This window comes from Paenibacillus sp. EB106-04-04-XG159, from assembly GCF_058791835.1.
In genome coordinates this window covers 36,111-54,343 of record NZ_JBYTDY010000011.1, presented here as the reverse complement: position 1 = coordinate 54,343, position 18,233 = coordinate 36,111, and the positions used below count along the sequence as shown (strand labels likewise).

Here is an 18,233-nt window from a genome sequence, read left to right as displayed (position 1 = left end):
GCTTTTGTCGTTTGCGAGAGCATGTACGAACAAGCAGTATAAGTTGGCGAAGCTATGAGTTTGCACGCATGCAACAACTCTTCCACTCATTGCATTACAGATAATCTATCGTGATGTGATATACTCATTGATGTATTAAGAGTATATATCAATAATCTCACTGATCTAATATAGATTAGAATTAGAAATGAAGGAGTGTTGTAGAGTGAAAAAGCTGCGATGGATACCCTTGCTCACGGCAACGGCCGTCTCGGTTACCTTGCTGTTTGGCGGATGGTTTCTGTTCCGCGATCAAGTTAAGGAAGCGCCGCTTCAATCAACGCTCGCTTCCTTACCGCAGGTGGCGGCTTCTGAAGTGCAGTGGCAGCCCAAGCAATTAGTTATTACATTGGACTTGGAACCGGACGCAGACCTGCGCGATGTTGTGCAGAAAGCTTATGCTGAGGCTTTGAAGCAAGCGGAGGAGCGTAATATAAGCATTGTGATTAAGGATGATCACACGACAGACAAGCTGGAAGAATGGTGGTCAAGAGCTCTGTTCCCTGTAGCAGAGGCGATGGCGCATCAGGAGTTCAGCAATATTCCTGAAGAACTGGATCAATTAGCGAAGACTGTACCAGGCATGTCCGTTAAGACGGAGATGGATGAACATTTTGTATATATCACGCTTAAAGAAGCACAAGGCACCAAAATGATCGTACTGCCGCTGCAGGGTGAACATATGGGGGTGTGGCCGAATGCAGAAGAACAAAAAACTATGGCCTGAGATTAGCATTGGCGCAGGTGCAGCAATTGTCCTGTTCCTTGCGTATATCGGTGTAAATGTTTGGCCGATCCTCTTTGCAGGAGCGGCGCTCGGCATACTTGCATATGCAGCTAAGCTGCGCGGCAATACCGGCGGGTTAAGTAGAGAGCTGCAAGTCGGCAGGGAGAATGGCTTAACGAAGGTTCCCAAATTGAGTTTTTCAGATATAGGCGGACAAGAAAAAGCAAAGAACGAGCTGATCGAAGCGCTTGATTTTCTTATTAAGCCGGATGAGATCAAGAAATTCGGCATTCGCCCATTGAAAGGCGTGCTGTTGACAGGGCCACCAGGAACAGGCAAGACACTGATGGCTAAGGCATCCGCTCATTACGCTGACGCGGTGTTTGTGGGCGTTACCGGCAGTGAGTTCGTGGAGATGTATGTCGGTGTCGGAGCAGGCAGAATGCGCAATCTGTTCAAGGAAGCTCGTCAATTGGCGCGCAAGGAGAAGAAGGCGAACGCGGTTATCTTCATAGATGAAATTGATGTCATTGGCGGAAAGAGACAGGGCGGACAGCAGAAGGAATATGATCAGACGCTCAATCAGCTTCTGACAGAGATGGACGGTCTGTATGCGAATGAACAGCCGCGAATTCTCGTCATGGCTGCAACGAACCGCAAAGAGATGCTAGACGGGGCACTGCTGCGACCAGGACGGTTCGACCGACATGTGCAGGTTGATCTGCCTGACAGGAAAGGCCGCGAGCATATCCTGAGCATTCACGCTAAAAATAAACCATTAGCGGCAGATGTTCATTTATCCAAGATAGCCGATGAGACGTTTGGCTTCTCGGGTGCACAGCTGGAAAGTGTATTGAATGAAGGCGCAATCTATGCGATGCGTGCGGAAGAACATGAGATTACAGCGCATCATCTCGCAATGGCTATCGATAAGGTAATGATGGGCGAGAAGCTTGATCGAGAAACGAACGAAGAAGAGCGCCGCCGTGTAGCCCTTCATGAGCTTGGACATGCTATCGTAGCGGAGGCGGTGCGTCCCGGCAGTGTATCGCACATCTCGTTATGTCCGCGCGGTCAAGCGCTTGGATATGTTCGTCATCAGCCGCAGCAGGAACGCTATCTATATACGCTGCCATTTCTTGAAGAGCAGATTATGATTTCTCTTGGCGGCGCGGCTGCGGAAGAGATGTTCTACGGACATCGCAGTACGGGGTCCCAGGGTGACTTTGAGCAAGCGTTGAATATTGCTGAGACTATGGTCAATGCAGGTTTGACGAAGCTTGGAATTGTGAAATCATCACAGATTCCTGGAGAGAAGTTATCCGCTGAGATGAATGATATACTGGAACAGCTGAATATTCGAACTCGCGAGCTGCTTGAAGGGTATAGACTTACCTTTGAGACAGCGCTTGAGGCACTCGTTTCGGAAGAAGAACTGACCGGAGATCATTTTAGATGTCTATTAAGTGAACAGTAATATTTACCAGCGTGAAATAGCGCTGGTTTTTCTTTTCATTCCACTAAAACATGTTAAGATAAATTAAGGATCCTATGCGTAAAATCCTTTTGATAACCGTGTACGATTATCGGGTACACTAACAGAAGAGCATAGTCACATGAAAGGTGGAAGGAATCATGTTTTTCAAGAAGATCGGCGTCATCGGCGGCGGTACAATGGGTCAAGGCATAGCAGAAATGCTTGCTGTGAAAGGCCTGGACGTGCTGTTGGTGGAACAAAATCCGGAGAAATTGGATCATGCTTATGCAATGATCGAACTCAGCCTTGACAAGCAGTTGGAAAAGTGGGCAATTACTCAAGCTGAGAAAAAGCTCATCTTATCTCGTATTCACAAAGTGACGCATTTTGCTGAGTTAAGTTCTTGCGATATGGTTGTGGAAACCATCTCCGAAGATTTGGAAGCTAAAAAAGAAGTGTTTGCTGAATTGGACCGTGTTTGTCCAAGCAACATCATTCTAGCAAGCAACACTTCAACACTATCTTTAACTGAACTTGCAAGTTCCACTAAATATCCTAGCCGAGTAATTGGCATGCACTTTATTTATCCAGTAGCTAATATTAATCTTGTAGAAATTATCCGCGGGTTAAAAACGTCGGAAGAAACTTTCCTTGAAACGAAACGCTTTGTCGAAGAGGTTGTACAGAAGAAGGGCGTTATGGTTTATGAATCGCCAGGCTTCGTGACAACTCGCATCATCTGCATTCTCATCAATGAAGCTCTGCATGTGCTTCAAGAAGGTGTGGCATCAGCAGAAGACATCGACAATGCGATGAAGATCGGATATAATTTCCAGTATGGTCCTTTAGAGATGGCGGACCGTTTTGGTCTGGATTCCGTTATGGCAGCAATGGAGCGTATGTTCCGTGAATTTGGAGATATAAAATATCGTCCGTCTGTGTTGTTGAAAAAGATGGTGCGCGCTGGTCACCTTGGCGTGAAAACGGGCGACGGATTTTTCAAGTATGACAAGGATGGGGATAGAATATGAAAGTTCTCGTAATTAACGCAGGCAGCTCCTCTCTTAAGTACCAATTGTATGATATGACGGATGAAAGTGTATTGGCAGCAGGCCGTGTAGAACGGATCGGCATGGACTCTTCGATTCTTGTTCATGAGCCGCACCATACAGATGAAGTAACAGAAGTAAGTGAGATTCTTGAACATACGACTGCAGTTCGTAAAGTATTGGACAAGCTCATTGATGCTAATGTTGGCGTAATCAAGTCCATCTCTGAGATCGATGCGGTTGGACATCGAATTGTACAAGGCGGCGATCTGTTCAAACAATCGGTTATCGTTGATGCTCAAGTAAAGGCTGGAATTACGGGTCTATTCGACTTGGCTCCGCTTCACAATCCTGCGCATATGATGGGTATTCGCGCAGTTGAGTCTAATATGCCGAATGTTCCACAGGTTGTCGTATTTGATACTGCTTTCCATCAAACGATGCCGGAGAAAGCATTCATGTATGCGATTCCTAAGGTACTGTATAAGAAGCACAAGGTTCGCCGCTATGGCTTCCACGGCACATCGCATGATTATGTCAGCAAAATGGCAGCAGAAACGATCGGACGCCCGGTTGAAGAGCTTAAGATCATCACTTGCCATATCGGTAACGGCGCAAGCTTGACTGCTGTTGAAGGCGGCAAGTCGATCGATACTTCGATGGGGATGACTCCGCTCGAAGGACTTATGATGGGTACACGCAGCGGTGACCTGGATCCGGCTGTCGTGCCATTTGTCATGATGAAGGAAGACCTGACGGTCAATGAAGTGAACTCCATGCTGAACAAGCATAGCGGCTTGTTGGCAATTTCGGGCTCATCTAGCGATATGCGCGAAATTACGGATGGTATGGCGGAAGGCGAGCCGAATGCAACATTGGCATTCGACATGTACGTGTATCGTCTTCGCAAATACATCGGATCGTACGTTGCGGCTATGGATGGTGTCGATGTTATCGTGTTCACTGCAGGTGTTGGTGAGAACTCTGTAGTTATCCGTCAGCATACATGCGAGAAATTGAATTTCTTGGGTGTAGAGATTGATCCGGAACTGAACAAGATCCGCTCGAAGGAGCCACGACGCATCTCCACTCCTAATTCGAAGGTGGAAGTGCTGGTAGTGCCGACTAACGAAGAGCTGATGATTGCGCGCGACACGTATCGCCTCGTAACAGAAGCTAAATAATTGTTAAGGGAGAGGGCGAAACGATGGCGACAACTTGTGTCATTCGCGAAGTAAACCGTCATGTGGGCGAAGAAGTCCGCATCGGTTGCTGGCTTCACAATAAACGTAAGAGCGGTAAGATTCAATTCTTGCAACTGCGCGACGGAACAGGCTTCATTCAGGGTGTAGCAGTTCGCACAGATCTGTCTGAAGAAGCGTGGGAAGCAACAAAGAGCCTTACACAAGAAAGCTCCCTATATATTACGGGTATTGTTCGGGAAGAGCCACGATCCAAGTCTGGATATGAATTGACGGTTACGGACGTTGAAGTTATTCAGATCACACAGGATTACCCGATCACACCTAAAGAGCATGGCGTAGACTTCTTGATGGATAACCGTCATCTCTGGCTGCGCGCTCCTAAGCAGCGTGCGATTATGGCGATCCGCGGCGAAGTGATTCGCGCGGTTCAGCAGTTCTTTAATGATCGCGGCTTTACGTTGATGGATCCGCCAATTCTAACACCTTCCTCGTGTGAAGGTACGACAGAATTGTTCCATACGAAGTACTTTGAAGAAGATGCATTCTTGACGCAGAGCGGTCAATTGTACATGGAAGCGGCAGCAATGGCGCTTGGTAAAGTGTACTCCTTCGGACCAACCTTCCGCGCGGAGAAATCCAAGACTCGTCGTCACCTGATCGAGTTCTGGATGATCGAGCCGGAGATGGCGTTCGTTGATCACGAAGAGAATCTGCGTGTACAAGAGCAATTCGTATCTTACATCGTACAGTCGGTTCTGACGAATTGCCGACTTGAGCTTGAAACGCTGGAACGCGACACATCCAAGCTTGAGAACGTAGTTGGCGAGTTCCCGCGTATTACGTATAATGATGCGATTAAGTTCCTGCAAGAGCAAGGCTTCGACATTCCATGGGGTGAAGACTTCGGAGCGCCTCACGAAACAGCGATTGCTGAGCGTTACGACAAGCCGGTATTCATCACACACTGGCCTACGAACATCAAGGCTTTCTATATGAAGCCAGATCCTTCGAACCCAGATGTAGTGCTCTGTGCTGATATGATTGCGCCTGAAGGCTACGGCGAAATTATTGGCGGTTCACAGCGTATCGATGATCCAGAGCTGATGGAGAAGCGTTTCCAAGAGCATAACTTGGCAGCTGAAGCATATCAATGGTACCTCGATCTGCGCAAATACGGCACCGTGCCGCATTCCGGCTTCGGTCTTGGTCTAGAGCGTACAGTTGCTTGGATCTGCGGTATCGACCATGTACGTGAAACGATTCCGTTCCCGCGTATGTTGTACCGTCTGTATCCTTAATTCATGTATACATTCACATCCCGTATCACGATGAGTGGTGCGGGATGTTGTCTATACATAGACATGTATGAAAATATGGTTTGATTCACGCGAATACTAATTCATTGTTTACAAAGGAGGAGGCAAGCGAAACATGAGCGGTGAAGCATATCGAGCTTATGCATTAGGAATCGCGCATACGTTGCAGTCGGGTCAAGTATCGCTTCCTTACTTGTTGTTACAGCATTATAAACGTTTACATCTGTCAGATACGGAAGCGATGCTCGTGATTCATATGACGGGCTTTAGACAGAATGAAATGAATGACTTTCCCACAATTGATGAGATGGATCAGCGTATGAGTGCAGGAGGTTCAACGGTTGTTGAGTCGCTGCAGCGTCTGATGAAGGAAGGCTTCTTAGCGATTGATGAAGATGTTGACCCCGCGACCAATATTCATTATGAACATTATAATTGGAACGGTCTGTGGGATAAGCTGGGCAAGCTGCTGATGGAAGACATGAGGGAAGAACGAAAGCGCAAGCGCGCTACAGCTCCTTCTTCCGATAAGACTGAGATGAGCCTGTTTGAAATATTCGAGAAGGAATTCGGACGGCCGCTGTCTCCATTTGAGTATGAAACGATAGCGGGCTGGATCGATGAAGACCGATATCCGCGTGAATTCATTTTGCTGGCACTGAAGGAAGCCGTATTTGCAGGCAAGATACATTTTAAATACATCGACCGCATCCTTCTCGAGTGGAGCCGAAGCAATATCAAGACGGTGGAAGAAGCACGCGTACACAGCCAGAAATTCCGCGGGGGCAAATAATCCCGAGGTGCTAACAACATAGATGCGGAGGGAGCTGCGATGAAAATGAAGACGGAGAAGGAGAAGATGATCGCCGGGGAGCTGTATAACGGGTATTCTGCGGAACTCATTCAAGATCGGCGCAATGCCCGCAAGCTGCAAGTCGAGTATAACAATTCAGATCCTGAGGATACAGTTGGGCGATTAGCTGCACTGAAGCGGATCTTAGGCGCTTGTGGGCCGCATATTGAGATTGAGCCGCCGTTCCGATGCGATTATGGTTATAACATTGAAGTTGGGGATCATTTTTACGCTAACTTTAATTGTGTCATTCTCGACGGATGCTCAGTCAAGATCGGTAACAATGTGTTCTTTGGCCCCAATGTCCAGCTCTTTACGGCGACACATCCCATTATTCCCGAGGAGCGCAACACTGGAATCGAGCAATCCAAGCCGATTACGATCGGCGATAATGTCTGGCTCGGAGGTGGCGTCATCGTGAACCCGGGAGTAACGATTGGTGAAGGTACGACGATCGGCGCTGGCAGCGTCATTACGAAGGATATCCCGCCGCGTGTCTTTGCCGCAGGCAATCCATGCCGTGTCATAAAAGCTATACAATAATGAAACGCCCCTCAACTTGTTAAGGAAGATTCCTTCCTAAAGCGGCGAGAGGGGCGTATTTTTGTATTTATAATGTGTGAAGGTGCCTGAGACGTAATAAAATTACATCTCAGGCTCAAAATCACCTCATTCGAGAGCCGAGATGCAGAAAAAAGACGTCTCAGCTGTCAAAATAGCTTCGTCGAGTCGAAAAAGAGCCTGAGACGTCAAAAAACAGCATCTCAGGCTCAAAATTACCTCATTCGAGAGCTGAGATGCAGAAAAGTGACGTCTCAGCCATCAAAATAGCTTCATCGAGTCAAAAAAAGAGGCTGAGACGTCAAAAAACAGCATCTCAGGCTCAAAATTGCCTCATTTGAGAGATGAGATGCAGAAAAGTGACGTCTCAGCCGTACAAACTTGTACTGTCCTCAGTAATTATTGCAATCGTATCAAGACATTTGCTTCACAATCTCAGCACCCATCTCCGTCGCACGAACTGTCGCGCTCGCGATAGCCGTGTGAATCGTCTCGCTAAGCTGATTCCGATTCAGCACCTCAAGCGCGGCTTGAGTCGTACCTCCTGGAGATGTTACTTTGCGTCTAAGCTCAGCTGGTGCTTCGCCGGTACGGCGAACCATCTCGGCAGCGCCAAGCACAGTTTGCACGACGAGCGCATGTGCCTGTTCAGGCTCGAGACCTTGCGCGACACCTGCTTCAATCATGGCTTCCATAAAATAATAAATGTACGCGGGACCGCTGCCGGACACGCCTGTAATCGTGTCCATCAGCTGTTCTTCAACTTCAGCAACTATTCCGGTCGCAGTAAGCATACGACGCGCGGTATGCTGCTGCTGCTCGGTAACTTCGTTCGAGAAGCAGACTCCAGTAGCGCCAAGGCCGATCGTGCATGACGTGTTTGGCATCGTGCGAACGACAGAGACTTGACCCAGTATGTGCTGTATCGCTGCAATCGATAGTCCAGCGACAGCCGAGACAACCAATGTCTCAGGTCGAAGGAGCGGACGCAGCTCTTTGCAAGCAGCGAAGGCATCCTTCGGCTTCATCAGAAGCACAATTACATCCGCCTCGTGCAGCCATCTTGCCTTCGTCTCATACTCATTGCTTGTCTTTACACCGTATTGTTCATTCAAATAAACAAGCCGCTCTTTATTGCTTCGATTAAGCATGTGAATGCACGCTGGAGTCGTTACTTCATTTGCAAGCATACCTCTGACGAATGCTTCTGCTAATGAGCCTGCTCCGTAAAAGCAATAGTTCAAGCTAGTTATGTCGTTTAGTTGGTCCTGATCAACAGCAGATTTCATCATGAGTTCCTCCCGATCCAGTCTTTCTTCTATTTAGCCGCGAACCTGACCTGTACCGTAAATTCGGTATTTGCTCGAAGTAAGAGCAGGCAGCCCCATCGGACCGCGCGCGTGCAGCTTCTGTGTGCTGATGCCGATCTCGGCGCCAAATCCGAATTCGAATCCATCCGTGAAGCGGGTAGAAGCGTTATGATAAACAGCAGCGGCATCTACATCGCACATGAACTGAGTTGCGTTGTGTTCATCTTCTGTCACGATGCATTCGGAATGCTTCGTTCCGTAACGTATGATGTGAGCCAGTGCGTCATCCAGACTGTTCACGACCTTAACATTCAATACGTAGTCATTATACTCGGTAGCATAATCCTGCTCGGATGCAGGGAGTACATATGGCGCGAGCTTTACGGCGCGCTCGCAGCCGTGCAGTTCCACCTGACGCTCGTGGAAACGATCCAGCAGCTTCACGAACTCATCAGCAGGATAAGCTTCATGAACGAGCAGTGTTTCCATCGCATTGCATACGGAAGGGCGCTGCACTTTAGCGTTCCAAGCGATCTCTGCCGCCATCTCTGGGCGAGCAGAGGCATCGATGAAGGTGTGGCAGATGCCCGCGCCCGTTTCAATGACAGGCACAGTCGCATTCTGTACGACATTCTGAATAAGAGATGCGCCGCCGCGCGGAATGACGACGTCGAGTAATCCATTAAGCTTAAGCATTTCATCAACAGAAGCGCGGCTTGGATCTTCGACAAGCTGTAGCGCATCTGTTGGAAGCTGCGACTTGCTTAGGGCATCATGCAGCACCTGTACGATCGCTTTGTTCGTATGAAGCGCAGCTGAACCGCCGCGCAGAACGACGGTGTTGCCCGTCTTCAAGCATAGCCCGGCAGCGTCAACGGTAACGTTTGGACGCGCTTCGTAGATCATGCCGATCACGCCAAGCGGAACACGTATCTGTTCCATAAGCAATCCGTTAGGGCGCTCGAAGGAAGCGAGCGTATCGCCAATTGGATCTGGCAGCGAGACGATCTGTCTTAGTCCCTCAGCATTGCCCTTGATCCGGTCGCTGTTCAGCATTAAGCGATCGAGCAGCGATTCAGATGTGCCATTATCGCGGCCATGCACGATGTCCTTACGATTAGCTTCAATGATAAAGGCATCCTCCTTCTCAAGAGCGTCTGCCATCATCATCAACGCTTCATTTTTCGCCTCAGTAGACATACGGTTCATCGCGATCGCAGCATGCTTCGCCAACTGCGCTTTTTCACGTACCTCACTCATCATTTGCTTCCTCCTTAGTGCGTTTAATATAACAATTTCAATTTATTAATATAGTTAAGTATAATGTGGATCACGCAGCGTGTTTACCGCAAAGTAACCCACTCATCGCGATGAATAACTTCTATTCGGCTGACATCGAATTGCTTCAGCACTTCCATCGTCGAGCAGCCCGCGATCGACTGCAGCTGTTCATTATCGTAGTTAACAATTCCGCGGCCGATTAATTTACCGTCCAGCCCGATTACTTCAACTACATCACCAGCATGAAATTGACCTTGTACCTTGGTTACGCCTGCTGGCAGCAAACTGGATCCATTCACAAGCAATGCATGCTCGGCGCCTTGGTCGACGACGATGCACCCGAGCGGGGTGGAGTGGAAGCCTAGCCACTGCTTCTTCACAGGAAGCGAATGAAGCTGAGTATCGAAATACGTTCCTTTGCCGGCTCCCTGCACCGCGTTGAGCAGATCACCAGGTTCATTCACACAGCCGACGAAGGCGCGCACGCCGCCGCGCATAGCAATTCGCGCAGCATCGAGCTTGGAACGCATTCCGCCTGTGCCTACAGCCGAGCCTGCTCCGCCAGCATACGCATAGATCTCATCCGTAATATGATTAATATGATCAAAGCGGGTTGCTTTAGGATCCTTGCGTGGATCTGACGTGTATAGTCCGTCGGTATCCGTAATAATAACGAGCCGGGTGGCGTGCACGAGATTCGCTACTAGGGCAGACAGCGTATCGTTATCGCCGAATTTGAGCTCGTCAATGGATACAGTATCATTTTCGTTAACGATCGGAATTACACCTTGCTTCAGCAATTCTTCAATCGTCATATGGGCATTGTGCCCGCGCTTGCGATTAGCGAAGTCCTGTCGTGTCAGCAATATTTGCGCTGCGGCTAGTCCGTACGGTTGAAGATGTTCTTGATACGCCTGCATCAGCAGTGCTTGACCGACAGCGGCCGCAGCCTGCTTCTCGTGCAGAAGCTTAGGTCGTGACTCATAGCCGATATGGCGGAATCCTGCCGCCACCGCGCCGGACGTCACAAGTACGATCTGCATGCCGTAAGCTGAGAGCGTCTGCAATTCCGCCGCATAAAATGCAATTCGTTCCTTGCTTAATCCGCCTTGTTCCGATGTTAGGGAACTGCTGCCAATCTTGACGACGATACGTTCATTCATGGTTTATTCATCACCTTTACTTTGCTATGCGCTGCATGAGAAGCTCTAAGGCCTATACACGGACAATAAAAAAAGACTTTCATCCATAAAGGACGAAAGTCTTAGCTTCCGCGGTACCACCTTCATTGAACATGAGCCGCCGTCATTGACACAGCTCCTGTTCCTGCTTAAAGCCGATAACGAGGCAATCCGTTCGCCGTACTAAATAATCAAGCCGGACGAAAGCTCCGGGGTAGGTTTCTGCCTTCATGTTCGGCAAATGCTTGCAGCCTATGGCATCTGCTCTCTGTGCAACACGATTGTGGCGTACTGGCCCCATCATCACATGTAGTTGTATCATCTCACGCATTCACGTTAAAAGTTATCGTCAATTTTACCATGTGATTCTATTGCTGTAAAGGTTGATGTGCATAGTACATGACTGCTTATTCGCGATTGGCGCCTGGGCCTGTTGGCTCGAGCAGACGTTGCATAAACGATCCTACATTCGCTTTAGTCTCGAGAAGATACGTCTTTCGTTCCACTGAGAATAAGAGCAGCAGCGGAGCCTTGTTCGGAACATATACCAAGAATACATCTCGTGTTTCAAATGAATGCTTGTTCAGGTTGACCGTGTACGGCTCCATAAGAGGTACTCGAACGATATAACCCATATTACTACCGATGGTAAGCTGAGGCGACATACCTGATATGCCATTCAACCACTCTTTAGCAGCTTTTTGAAAATAGTCATCGTTCTTAAATGTTTTAATGATCCGCTCCTGCTGCATATCGAACAGTTGTACAGGAGGTACAATTAAATTTTCTGATTCTGGATTATCGATGGCGAATGCGTGTTGATTCGTCTGCAGTCCAAAGGCGCACATGCTGAACATCATCACGAATACGAACCAAACGGTCATTTTTCGCAGCATACGAGTATTCTCCTTTCATATCAACAACTATTGCAGCATTACGACTTAAGATTTCCCGTTCGCGGGAATACTTTCTTACTGTACCCAGCTTGACTGAAATCCATGAAACGATATGATGAAATAGATGATTCGAGGAAATTGACGGAGCACGACCTATGACAGTTGCCGATGAAGGTTGAAGGGGTTGATAGGGATGAACAGACAACCAGACTGGAACGTGAGTGTCGTACAAATGAATGTGCGAATCGGTGAACCAGAACGCAACCGTGAAGAGGTCATTCAGAGGATAGAAGAGGCAGCAATGACGGTTCCAAAACCGGATGTCATTCTGCTTCCAGAGATGTGGAATACGGGATACGCGTGGGATCGAATTCATGAACTAGCGGAGCCAGACGGGGAGACGACTCAGCAGCTGTTGAAGGAACTGGCTGCATTGCATCATGTACATATAGTTGGCGGCTCTGTCGCGATCAGAGAAGACGGCCGTCTCTATAACGTCTGTTACGTCGTCAATAATCAAGGAGAAATAGTTCTGGCCTATAAGAAGGCTCATTTGTTCCAGTTAATGAACGAGCATCTGTATCTGACTGCGGGCAATGAGGCGGGGATATTTGATTTGGATGGAATACGCTGCGGTGTCATCATCTGCTACGATCTTCGATTTCCTGAATGGGTGCGGACGTATGCACTGGAAGGGGTTGAAGTTTTGTTTGTACCCGCACAGTGGCCGATACAGCGGCTTGCTCATTGGCAGACCTTGCTGAGAGCTCGCGCAATCGAGAATCAGATAGCCGTCGTTGCATGCAATCGTATGGGTACAAGCATTGATGCTGCAGGTGCAGTTACCACGTTTTGCGGCCATTCTGCAATTATAGACCCTTGGGGAGAAGTTATTGCAGAAACAGAGCTAGGAGAGTCATTGATCTGCGGTAGGTTGGATATGACTCTAATTCCGGAAGTCAGAGCCAGAATTCCCATATTTCAAGACCGTAAAGCGAATGTTTATAGATTTGTAGCGCGCTCTGAGCGACCAAGGGAGGAGAATGAATGACTCGTTCTTCAGATTACAGAAGAAAGAAGAGATCCAATCGAGCTATTGTCTGGGTAAGCATAATAAGCATAAGTTGTTTGGTTATATTAGCAGTTACAAGCTATGGATTATGGGGAAATGGCGCTGAAAAGCTGAAACAGGCGCTAGGCATCCCGACTTCAGTCCAGACTGCTGGAGCTAGTACGGACGATAAACAACCTATTCAAGCAGGAGATAAGTCAACAGAACAATCTTCTCCGGATGCGGTGGACTCATCAGACTCGAATGAACAGCAGAAGGAAGATGAGCCGGAGCGAGAGAAGTATGAACGGGCTGCTAAGCTGGCGCTGAATAAGCTGGATCTCAAACAGAAGATTGGACAGATGCTGTACGTGGATATATCTGCTGTCAGCCAAGAGCAGCCACAAGTAGAGCTGCCGGTCGCACTGGAGCGGATTCAACCTGGAGGTGTCATACTATTTCGCGAGCAGTTCCAAAAGCTTGATCAGACGGTGCGCACGACATCATTGCTTCAGCATCTAAATGTGAGCGTGCCCGTGTGGATCGGCACGGACCAGGAGGGCGGCTTGGTGACGCGAGTTCAATATGCATCCGCAATGAACGGGAATATGGCGCTCGCCGCCACGGGCGATCCAGAGCTGACGACGGAAACCGCGCGTCGAACTGGCGAGATGCTGCAGCATCTCGGCCTCAACATGAACTTCGCCCCGGTGGCGGATGTGAACGTGAATCCGGATAATCCGGTGATCGGTATCCGTTCCTTCGGGGCTTCGCCTGAGCGTGTGGGCGAATTCGTGAAGGCGTACATCGCAGGCATGCATGAAATTGGCATGCCTGCGGCTGTCAAGCACTTTCCGGGGCATGGCGATACGGCAGTCGATTCCCATCTGGGACTGCCTGTACTTAACCACACCCCGAACGAGATGGAACGGACCGATTGGGTTCCGTTCCGTGAAGCGATCACTTCGGGTGTTGATATCGTGATGACGGGGCATGTAACCGTCCCGTCACTCGACAGCACCCAAGTGAAGTCGAAGCAGGATGGCAAGTCCATCTACTTGCCCGCTACATTATCGAAGACGATCGTAACCGGGGTGCTGCGGGATCAACTGAAATTCGACGGCGTCGTCATGACGGACGCGATGAACATGGGGGCGATTGCGGAGCACTTCGGCTCGGAAGAAGCAGCGGTACGAGCGGTTCAGGCAGGGGTCGATGTCATTCTGATGCCGCCGAATCCGGCTCGGGTCCAAGAGCGGCTGCTGAAGGAAGTACAGGCGGGCGTCATCTCGGAGGAGCGAATAAACGAAAGCGCGCTTCGGATACTGCGGATGAAAGCCGCATATGGCTTACTGGATGAAGAGGGAAATCCGGTTGATGTTCAGCCCTATGAGAAGAGGCTGGCAGAAGCGGAGCAGTGGCAGAAGAGCAATGACGATGCTGCTTTTGCCCGCCGTGTAGCGGATCAAGCGGTCACCTACGTTGCGGAGTCTGATCAGCTGCCATTCTTAACGGAACAAGTGAAGCGAGTCGTGCTGGTAGGGACGGATTCCTATGCGTTAAAGGAATTTAGCGCCGCAATCATGGATTCGATGTCTGAACAAGCATCCAGCTCATCTCGAACGCTGGACACACTAACTAAAGTAGTTAAGACGGAGAGCGATATCAGCGCGATCATCAAGCAGCTGGATCAGAAGTCTGGGACTGACGTGGTGCTGGTCATTTCCCGCGATGCTCAGCTTCAGTCCAAGCAGCGCAAGCTATTACAGTCTGCACTGGATCAACTGAGCAAGACAAAGGTCCGTTATGGACTGATCGCGACAAGTTCGCCTTACGATGTCAACGCATTGAGCGGGATGCCGTTCAGCATCGCCGCTTACGGCCTCACAGAAGCTAACCTGCGAGCGGCCGCCGGATTGCTGTGGAAGCAAGAGCCGACAGCCGCGCACATGCCGATAACTCCATAAGCTATTTCTCCCGTAGAGGGGATTGAAGACGGTTGCCGAATTGAGTCGCAACCGTCTCTTTTAATGTGCGCATAAAAGCTTCCGCAGCCTTGGACATGTAGCGGCCGCTTCGATAGGCCAATACCAGCGTGCGCGAAGGGTCGCCTTCGATGGGCAGGTACGCCGGCACGAATTCACTGCGCGGCGCCGTAGCGATCAATCTAGGGACAAGCGCCACGCCCATTCCAGCAGCGACGAGCGACTGCACCGTCTCCATGTTCGAGCTCTCGAATACGATACGCGGCTCAAAGCCCGCTTGGCTGCACAAGTCCATCGTGATCTGGCGGAAGCCTTGTCCGCGCTTCAAGAAGATAAAGGGCTCGTCCTTCATCTGCTCCAGACGGACTGGCTCCCTCCTGTTCTGATCTGCAGCATTCAGAGGGTGATCTTGAGCAACCGCCAGCATAATCGATTCTTCGAGGATGGGCTCATAGTCGAGCGCAGGATCTTGTATCGGCAATGACAACAGGCACAGATCGTTCTTTCCTTGCGCAGTCATCTTTACTAACGTGGAGGTGGAAGGCTCCTCCGACATGACAAGCTCGATGTCAGGGTAGTGCTTATGGAATAATGGCAGCACATGAGGAAGCAGGTGCGATCCAGTTATGGGCATTGTGCCGATCGTGACCTTGCCGGCCTTCGTTTGGGAGATATCCGCCATTTCCTTTTTGAGCTGCTCGAGAGAATCCAATATTTTTTGCGCGCGATCTACGAATACTTCGCCTGCATAAGTCATATCCACAGAATTGGTCGTTCGTTGAAACAACAGAACACCGATCTCTTTCTCCAGCTTGGACAATTGTTGACTGAGCGATGGCTGCGCGATATGCAGCTTCTCAGCCGCACGAGAGAAGTTCCGTTCCTCTGCGATCTGTAACGCGTATTGCAGCTGTCGTATTTCCATTGAAGAAGCAACCACCTTTCGCAATGTTATAGTTTCATCCTATCAATCTTATAGATATTATATCTTGGAACAATGAAGAAGCAAATGTTATATTGAGTTCAATAGAATTGTTGCGATTAGGCGCGAGAGGTGAGTGTATATGTCAAAGAAAACGTTGTACGAGAAAATATGGAATGAGCACGTGATCGTTCAGGAAGAAGGCAAGCCGAGCATCTTGTATATCGACCTGCATCTGGTTCATGAAGTGACTTCCCCGCAAGCATTTGAAGGACTGCGCTTGAGCGGACGTAAGGTACGCCGTCCTGATCTGACTTACGCGACGATGGATCATAACGTACCGACGAAAGATCGCTTCAACATCTCAGATCCGATCTCGAAGCAGCAGATCGACACGCTGTCTGCCAACTGCAGAGACTTTGATGTTAAACTGTTCGACCTTCACAATATCGACCAAGGCGTTGTGCATGTTATGGGTCCAGAGATCGGCTTGACTCATCCTGGTAAAACAATCGTTTGTGGCGATAGCCATACTTCTACGCATGGTGCATTTGGCGCATTGGCATTTGGTATCGGTACGAGTGAGGTTGAGCATGTAATGGCTACTCAATGCTTGCAGCAAGCGAAGTCCAAGACGATGGAAGTTCGCTTTGTCGGCAAGCGCAAGCCAGGCGTCACTGCCAAAGATATGATTCTTGGCGTCATTGCCAAGTATGGCACTGACTTTGCGACGGGCTATGTTATCGAGTACACAGGCGAAGCGATTCGTGAGCTGACGATGGAAGAGCGTATGACGGTATGCAACATGTCGATTGAGGGCGGCGCACGCGCGGGCATTATCGCACCGGACGAGACTACATTTGAATATCTGCGTGGACGCCAATATGTACCGCAAGGCGCGGAATTCGATCAAGCGATTGAGCGTTGGAAGCAGCTTGTTACTGATGAGGGTGCGGAATATGATGTTGTAGTCGAGTTCGACGTTGAAGCACTCATTCCACAAGTCACATGGGGAACGAGCCCAGGGATGGGTACAGATATAACGGGTCAAGTGCCTAACCCTCCTGATATGAAGACGGAAAATGAACGTAAAGCTGCCGAAAAGGCGCTTGAATATATGGCGCTGACACCTGGCACGCCGATGACAGAGATCGCGATTGACTACGTATTTATCGGTTCTTGTACGAACGGCCGCATCGAGGACCTGCGCGCTGCAGCTGAAGTTGCCCGTGGTTATAAGGTGAGCAGCAACGTAACAGCAATCGTAGTGCCTGGTTCCGGCCGCGTGAAGCTGCAAGCTGAGGCAGAGGGCTTGGATACAGTCTTTACAGAAGCCGGATTCGAATGGCGTGAAGCGGGATGCAGCATGTGTCTGGCGATGAACCCTGACGTTCTGCAGCCTGGACAGCGTTGTGCTTCAACATCCAACCGTAACTTCGAGGGCCGTCAAGGACGCGGCGGTCGAACGCATCTGGTATCGCCTGCAATGGCAGCAGCAGCTGCGATTAAAGGTCATTTTGTCGATGTGCGTAGCTGGGATATCAAGACGGAAGTCATGAATTAGGAGGAGGACGATCCGATGCAACCATTTACAACATTAACTGGATTGGTAGCGCCTGTTGACCGTGTCAATGTCGATACGGATGCCATCATCCCTAAACAATTTCTGAAACGCATTGAACGAAGCGGCTTCGGTCAATTCCTATTCTTTGAATGGAGATTCGACGAGCAGGGCAACGTGATTCCGTCGTTTGACCTGAACAAGCCTCGCTATCAAGGTGCAAGTGTATTGATATCACGTGCTAATTTCGGCTGCGGCTCTTCTCGAGAGCACGCACCGTGGGCGATTCTCGACTATGGCTTCCGCTGCGTCATTGCGCCGTCATTCGCAGATATCTTCTACAACAACTGCTTCAAGAACGGTATTTTGCCAATCAAGCTTTCCGAGGAGCAGGTTGAAGAGCTGTTCCAGCGTACGGCCAACACAGAAGGCTATGAATTGAATATCGATTTGGAAGCGAAGACGATTAAAGATCATGCAGGCTTATCCTACTCCTTTGAACTGGATGAGCATCGCCGTCAATTCTTGCTTCAAGGTCTGGACGATATAGGCTTGACGCTGAAGCATGATGATGCAATCTCCGCTTATGAAACGAAGCATACAGATCGATTGGCATATCCGATTCAGTCATAAGGCAATTGCTTATAGATAACGATTGTGCAGCTATCCTATTAGCATTCTTTGTATCTGTGAACGTCACTGGTGCAAGGAATGCTTTTTTGTGCTGTAACTCTAAATTGGACATCTATACTGACATTTAACATCAATTGTAAAATATACCTGCGCCGAAAATGTTGGATTATCGCAACTTTTGTCAAT

The 18,233-nt window shown here is 49.3% G+C and carries 16 protein-coding genes and 1 other annotated feature; of the genes, 11 read left to right on the top strand and 5 right to left on the bottom strand.

From position 1 onward, the window contains the following. The first annotated feature begins 205 nt into the window (after positions 1 to 205). The 7 genes from AC3WTP_RS14620 (at position 206) to AC3WTP_RS14590 (ending at position 7,209) form a co-directional block, all read left to right on the top strand. On the top strand, positions 206 to 766 hold the full coding sequence (locus AC3WTP_RS14620) for a quinolinate synthase (RefSeq protein WP_492395362.1): 561 nt from the start codon (positions 206 to 208) through the stop codon (positions 764 to 766). Further along, positions 738 to 2,243, top strand: coding sequence for an AAA family ATPase (locus tag AC3WTP_RS14615; RefSeq protein WP_492395361.1), 1,506 nt, complete (start codon positions 738 to 740; stop codon positions 2,241 to 2,243). The genes AC3WTP_RS14620 and AC3WTP_RS14615 overlap by 29 nt, the downstream gene beginning before the upstream one ends. Positions 2,244 to 2,401: 158 nt before the next feature. After that, the gene (locus AC3WTP_RS14610) at positions 2,402 to 3,274 is read left to right on the top strand and encodes a 3-hydroxyacyl-CoA dehydrogenase family protein (RefSeq protein WP_492395360.1); all 873 of its coding nucleotides are present in this window, start codon (positions 2,402 to 2,404) and stop codon (positions 3,272 to 3,274) included. After that, on the top strand, positions 3,271 to 4,476 hold the full coding sequence (locus AC3WTP_RS14605; protein WP_492395359.1) for an acetate kinase: 1,206 nt from the start codon (positions 3,271 to 3,273) through the stop codon (positions 4,474 to 4,476). Before AC3WTP_RS14610 ends, AC3WTP_RS14605 begins: the two co-directional genes overlap by 4 nt. Before the next feature lie 23 nt (positions 4,477 to 4,499). After that, on the top strand, positions 4,500 to 5,795 hold the full coding sequence (gene asnS / locus AC3WTP_RS14600; RefSeq protein WP_492395358.1) for an asparagine--tRNA ligase: 1,296 nt from the start codon (positions 4,500 to 4,502) through the stop codon (positions 5,793 to 5,795). Positions 5,796 to 5,928: 133 nt separating this feature from the next. After that, on the top strand, positions 5,929 to 6,606 hold the full coding sequence (locus AC3WTP_RS14595) for a DnaD domain-containing protein (RefSeq protein ID WP_492395357.1): 678 nt from the start codon (positions 5,929 to 5,931) through the stop codon (positions 6,604 to 6,606). 39 nt (positions 6,607 to 6,645) lie between these two features. Then, on the top strand, positions 6,646 to 7,209 hold the full coding sequence (locus AC3WTP_RS14590) for a sugar O-acetyltransferase (protein WP_492395356.1): 564 nt from the start codon (positions 6,646 to 6,648) through the stop codon (positions 7,207 to 7,209). Positions 7,210 to 7,640: 431 nt separating this feature from the next. On the opposite strand, the gene proC is transcribed toward AC3WTP_RS14590, so the two are convergent. The 4 genes from proC to AC3WTP_RS14570 all read right to left on the bottom strand — a co-directional run bounded on the left by proC (position 7,641) and on the right by AC3WTP_RS14570 (position 11,895). Continuing rightward, on the bottom strand, positions 7,641 to 8,519 hold the full coding sequence (gene proC / locus AC3WTP_RS14585; RefSeq protein WP_492395355.1) for a pyrroline-5-carboxylate reductase: 879 nt from the start codon (positions 8,517 to 8,519) through the stop codon (positions 7,641 to 7,643). 30 nt (positions 8,520 to 8,549) lie between these two features. After that, the gene (locus tag AC3WTP_RS14580) at positions 8,550 to 9,797 is read right to left on the bottom strand and encodes a glutamate-5-semialdehyde dehydrogenase (RefSeq protein ID WP_492395496.1); all 1,248 of its coding nucleotides are present in this window, start codon (positions 9,795 to 9,797) and stop codon (positions 8,550 to 8,552) included. 83 nt (positions 9,798 to 9,880) lie between these two features. Continuing rightward, the gene (gene proB / locus AC3WTP_RS14575; protein ID WP_492395354.1) at positions 9,881 to 10,981 is read right to left on the bottom strand and encodes a glutamate 5-kinase; all 1,101 of its coding nucleotides are present in this window, start codon (positions 10,979 to 10,981) and stop codon (positions 9,881 to 9,883) included. Positions 10,982 to 11,066: 85 nt separating this feature from the next. Continuing rightward, positions 11,067 to 11,312: a binding site (T-box leader), on the bottom strand. Positions 11,313 to 11,406: 94 nt separating this feature from the next. Then, positions 11,407 to 11,895 (bottom strand): type IV secretion system protein VirB6, encoded by a 489-nt coding sequence (locus tag AC3WTP_RS14570; RefSeq protein WP_492395353.1) that lies wholly within the window; start codon positions 11,893 to 11,895, stop codon positions 11,407 to 11,409. A gap of 193 nt (positions 11,896 to 12,088) precedes the next feature. Between AC3WTP_RS14570 and AC3WTP_RS14565 the strand changes: the two genes are divergently transcribed. Together AC3WTP_RS14565 and AC3WTP_RS14560 are read left to right on the top strand one after the other, a co-directional pair. Beyond that, positions 12,089 to 12,946, top strand: a complete 858-nt coding sequence (locus AC3WTP_RS14565) for a carbon-nitrogen family hydrolase (protein ID WP_492395352.1) — start codon at positions 12,089 to 12,091, stop codon at positions 12,944 to 12,946. Continuing rightward, positions 12,943 to 14,913 (top strand): glycoside hydrolase family 3 protein, encoded by a 1,971-nt coding sequence (locus AC3WTP_RS14560; protein WP_492395351.1) that lies wholly within the window; start codon positions 12,943 to 12,945, stop codon positions 14,911 to 14,913. Before AC3WTP_RS14565 ends, AC3WTP_RS14560 begins: the two co-directional genes overlap by 4 nt. Position 14,914: 1 nt before the next feature. Here the strand turns inward: AC3WTP_RS14560 and AC3WTP_RS14555 are convergent, their stop codons facing one another. Beyond that, positions 14,915 to 15,856, bottom strand: coding sequence for a LysR family transcriptional regulator (locus tag AC3WTP_RS14555; protein WP_492395350.1), 942 nt, complete (start codon positions 15,854 to 15,856; stop codon positions 14,915 to 14,917). Between the two features lie 139 nt (positions 15,857 to 15,995). On the opposite strand from AC3WTP_RS14555, the gene leuC reads away from it, so the two are divergent. Further along, positions 15,996 to 17,417, top strand: coding sequence for a 3-isopropylmalate dehydratase large subunit (gene leuC, locus AC3WTP_RS14550; protein ID WP_492395349.1), 1,422 nt, complete (start codon positions 15,996 to 15,998; stop codon positions 17,415 to 17,417). A gap of 15 nt (positions 17,418 to 17,432) precedes the next feature. Then, positions 17,433 to 18,047, top strand: coding sequence for a 3-isopropylmalate dehydratase small subunit (gene leuD / locus AC3WTP_RS14545; protein ID WP_492395348.1), 615 nt, complete (start codon positions 17,433 to 17,435; stop codon positions 18,045 to 18,047). Positions 18,048 to 18,233: the final 186 nt, after the last annotated feature.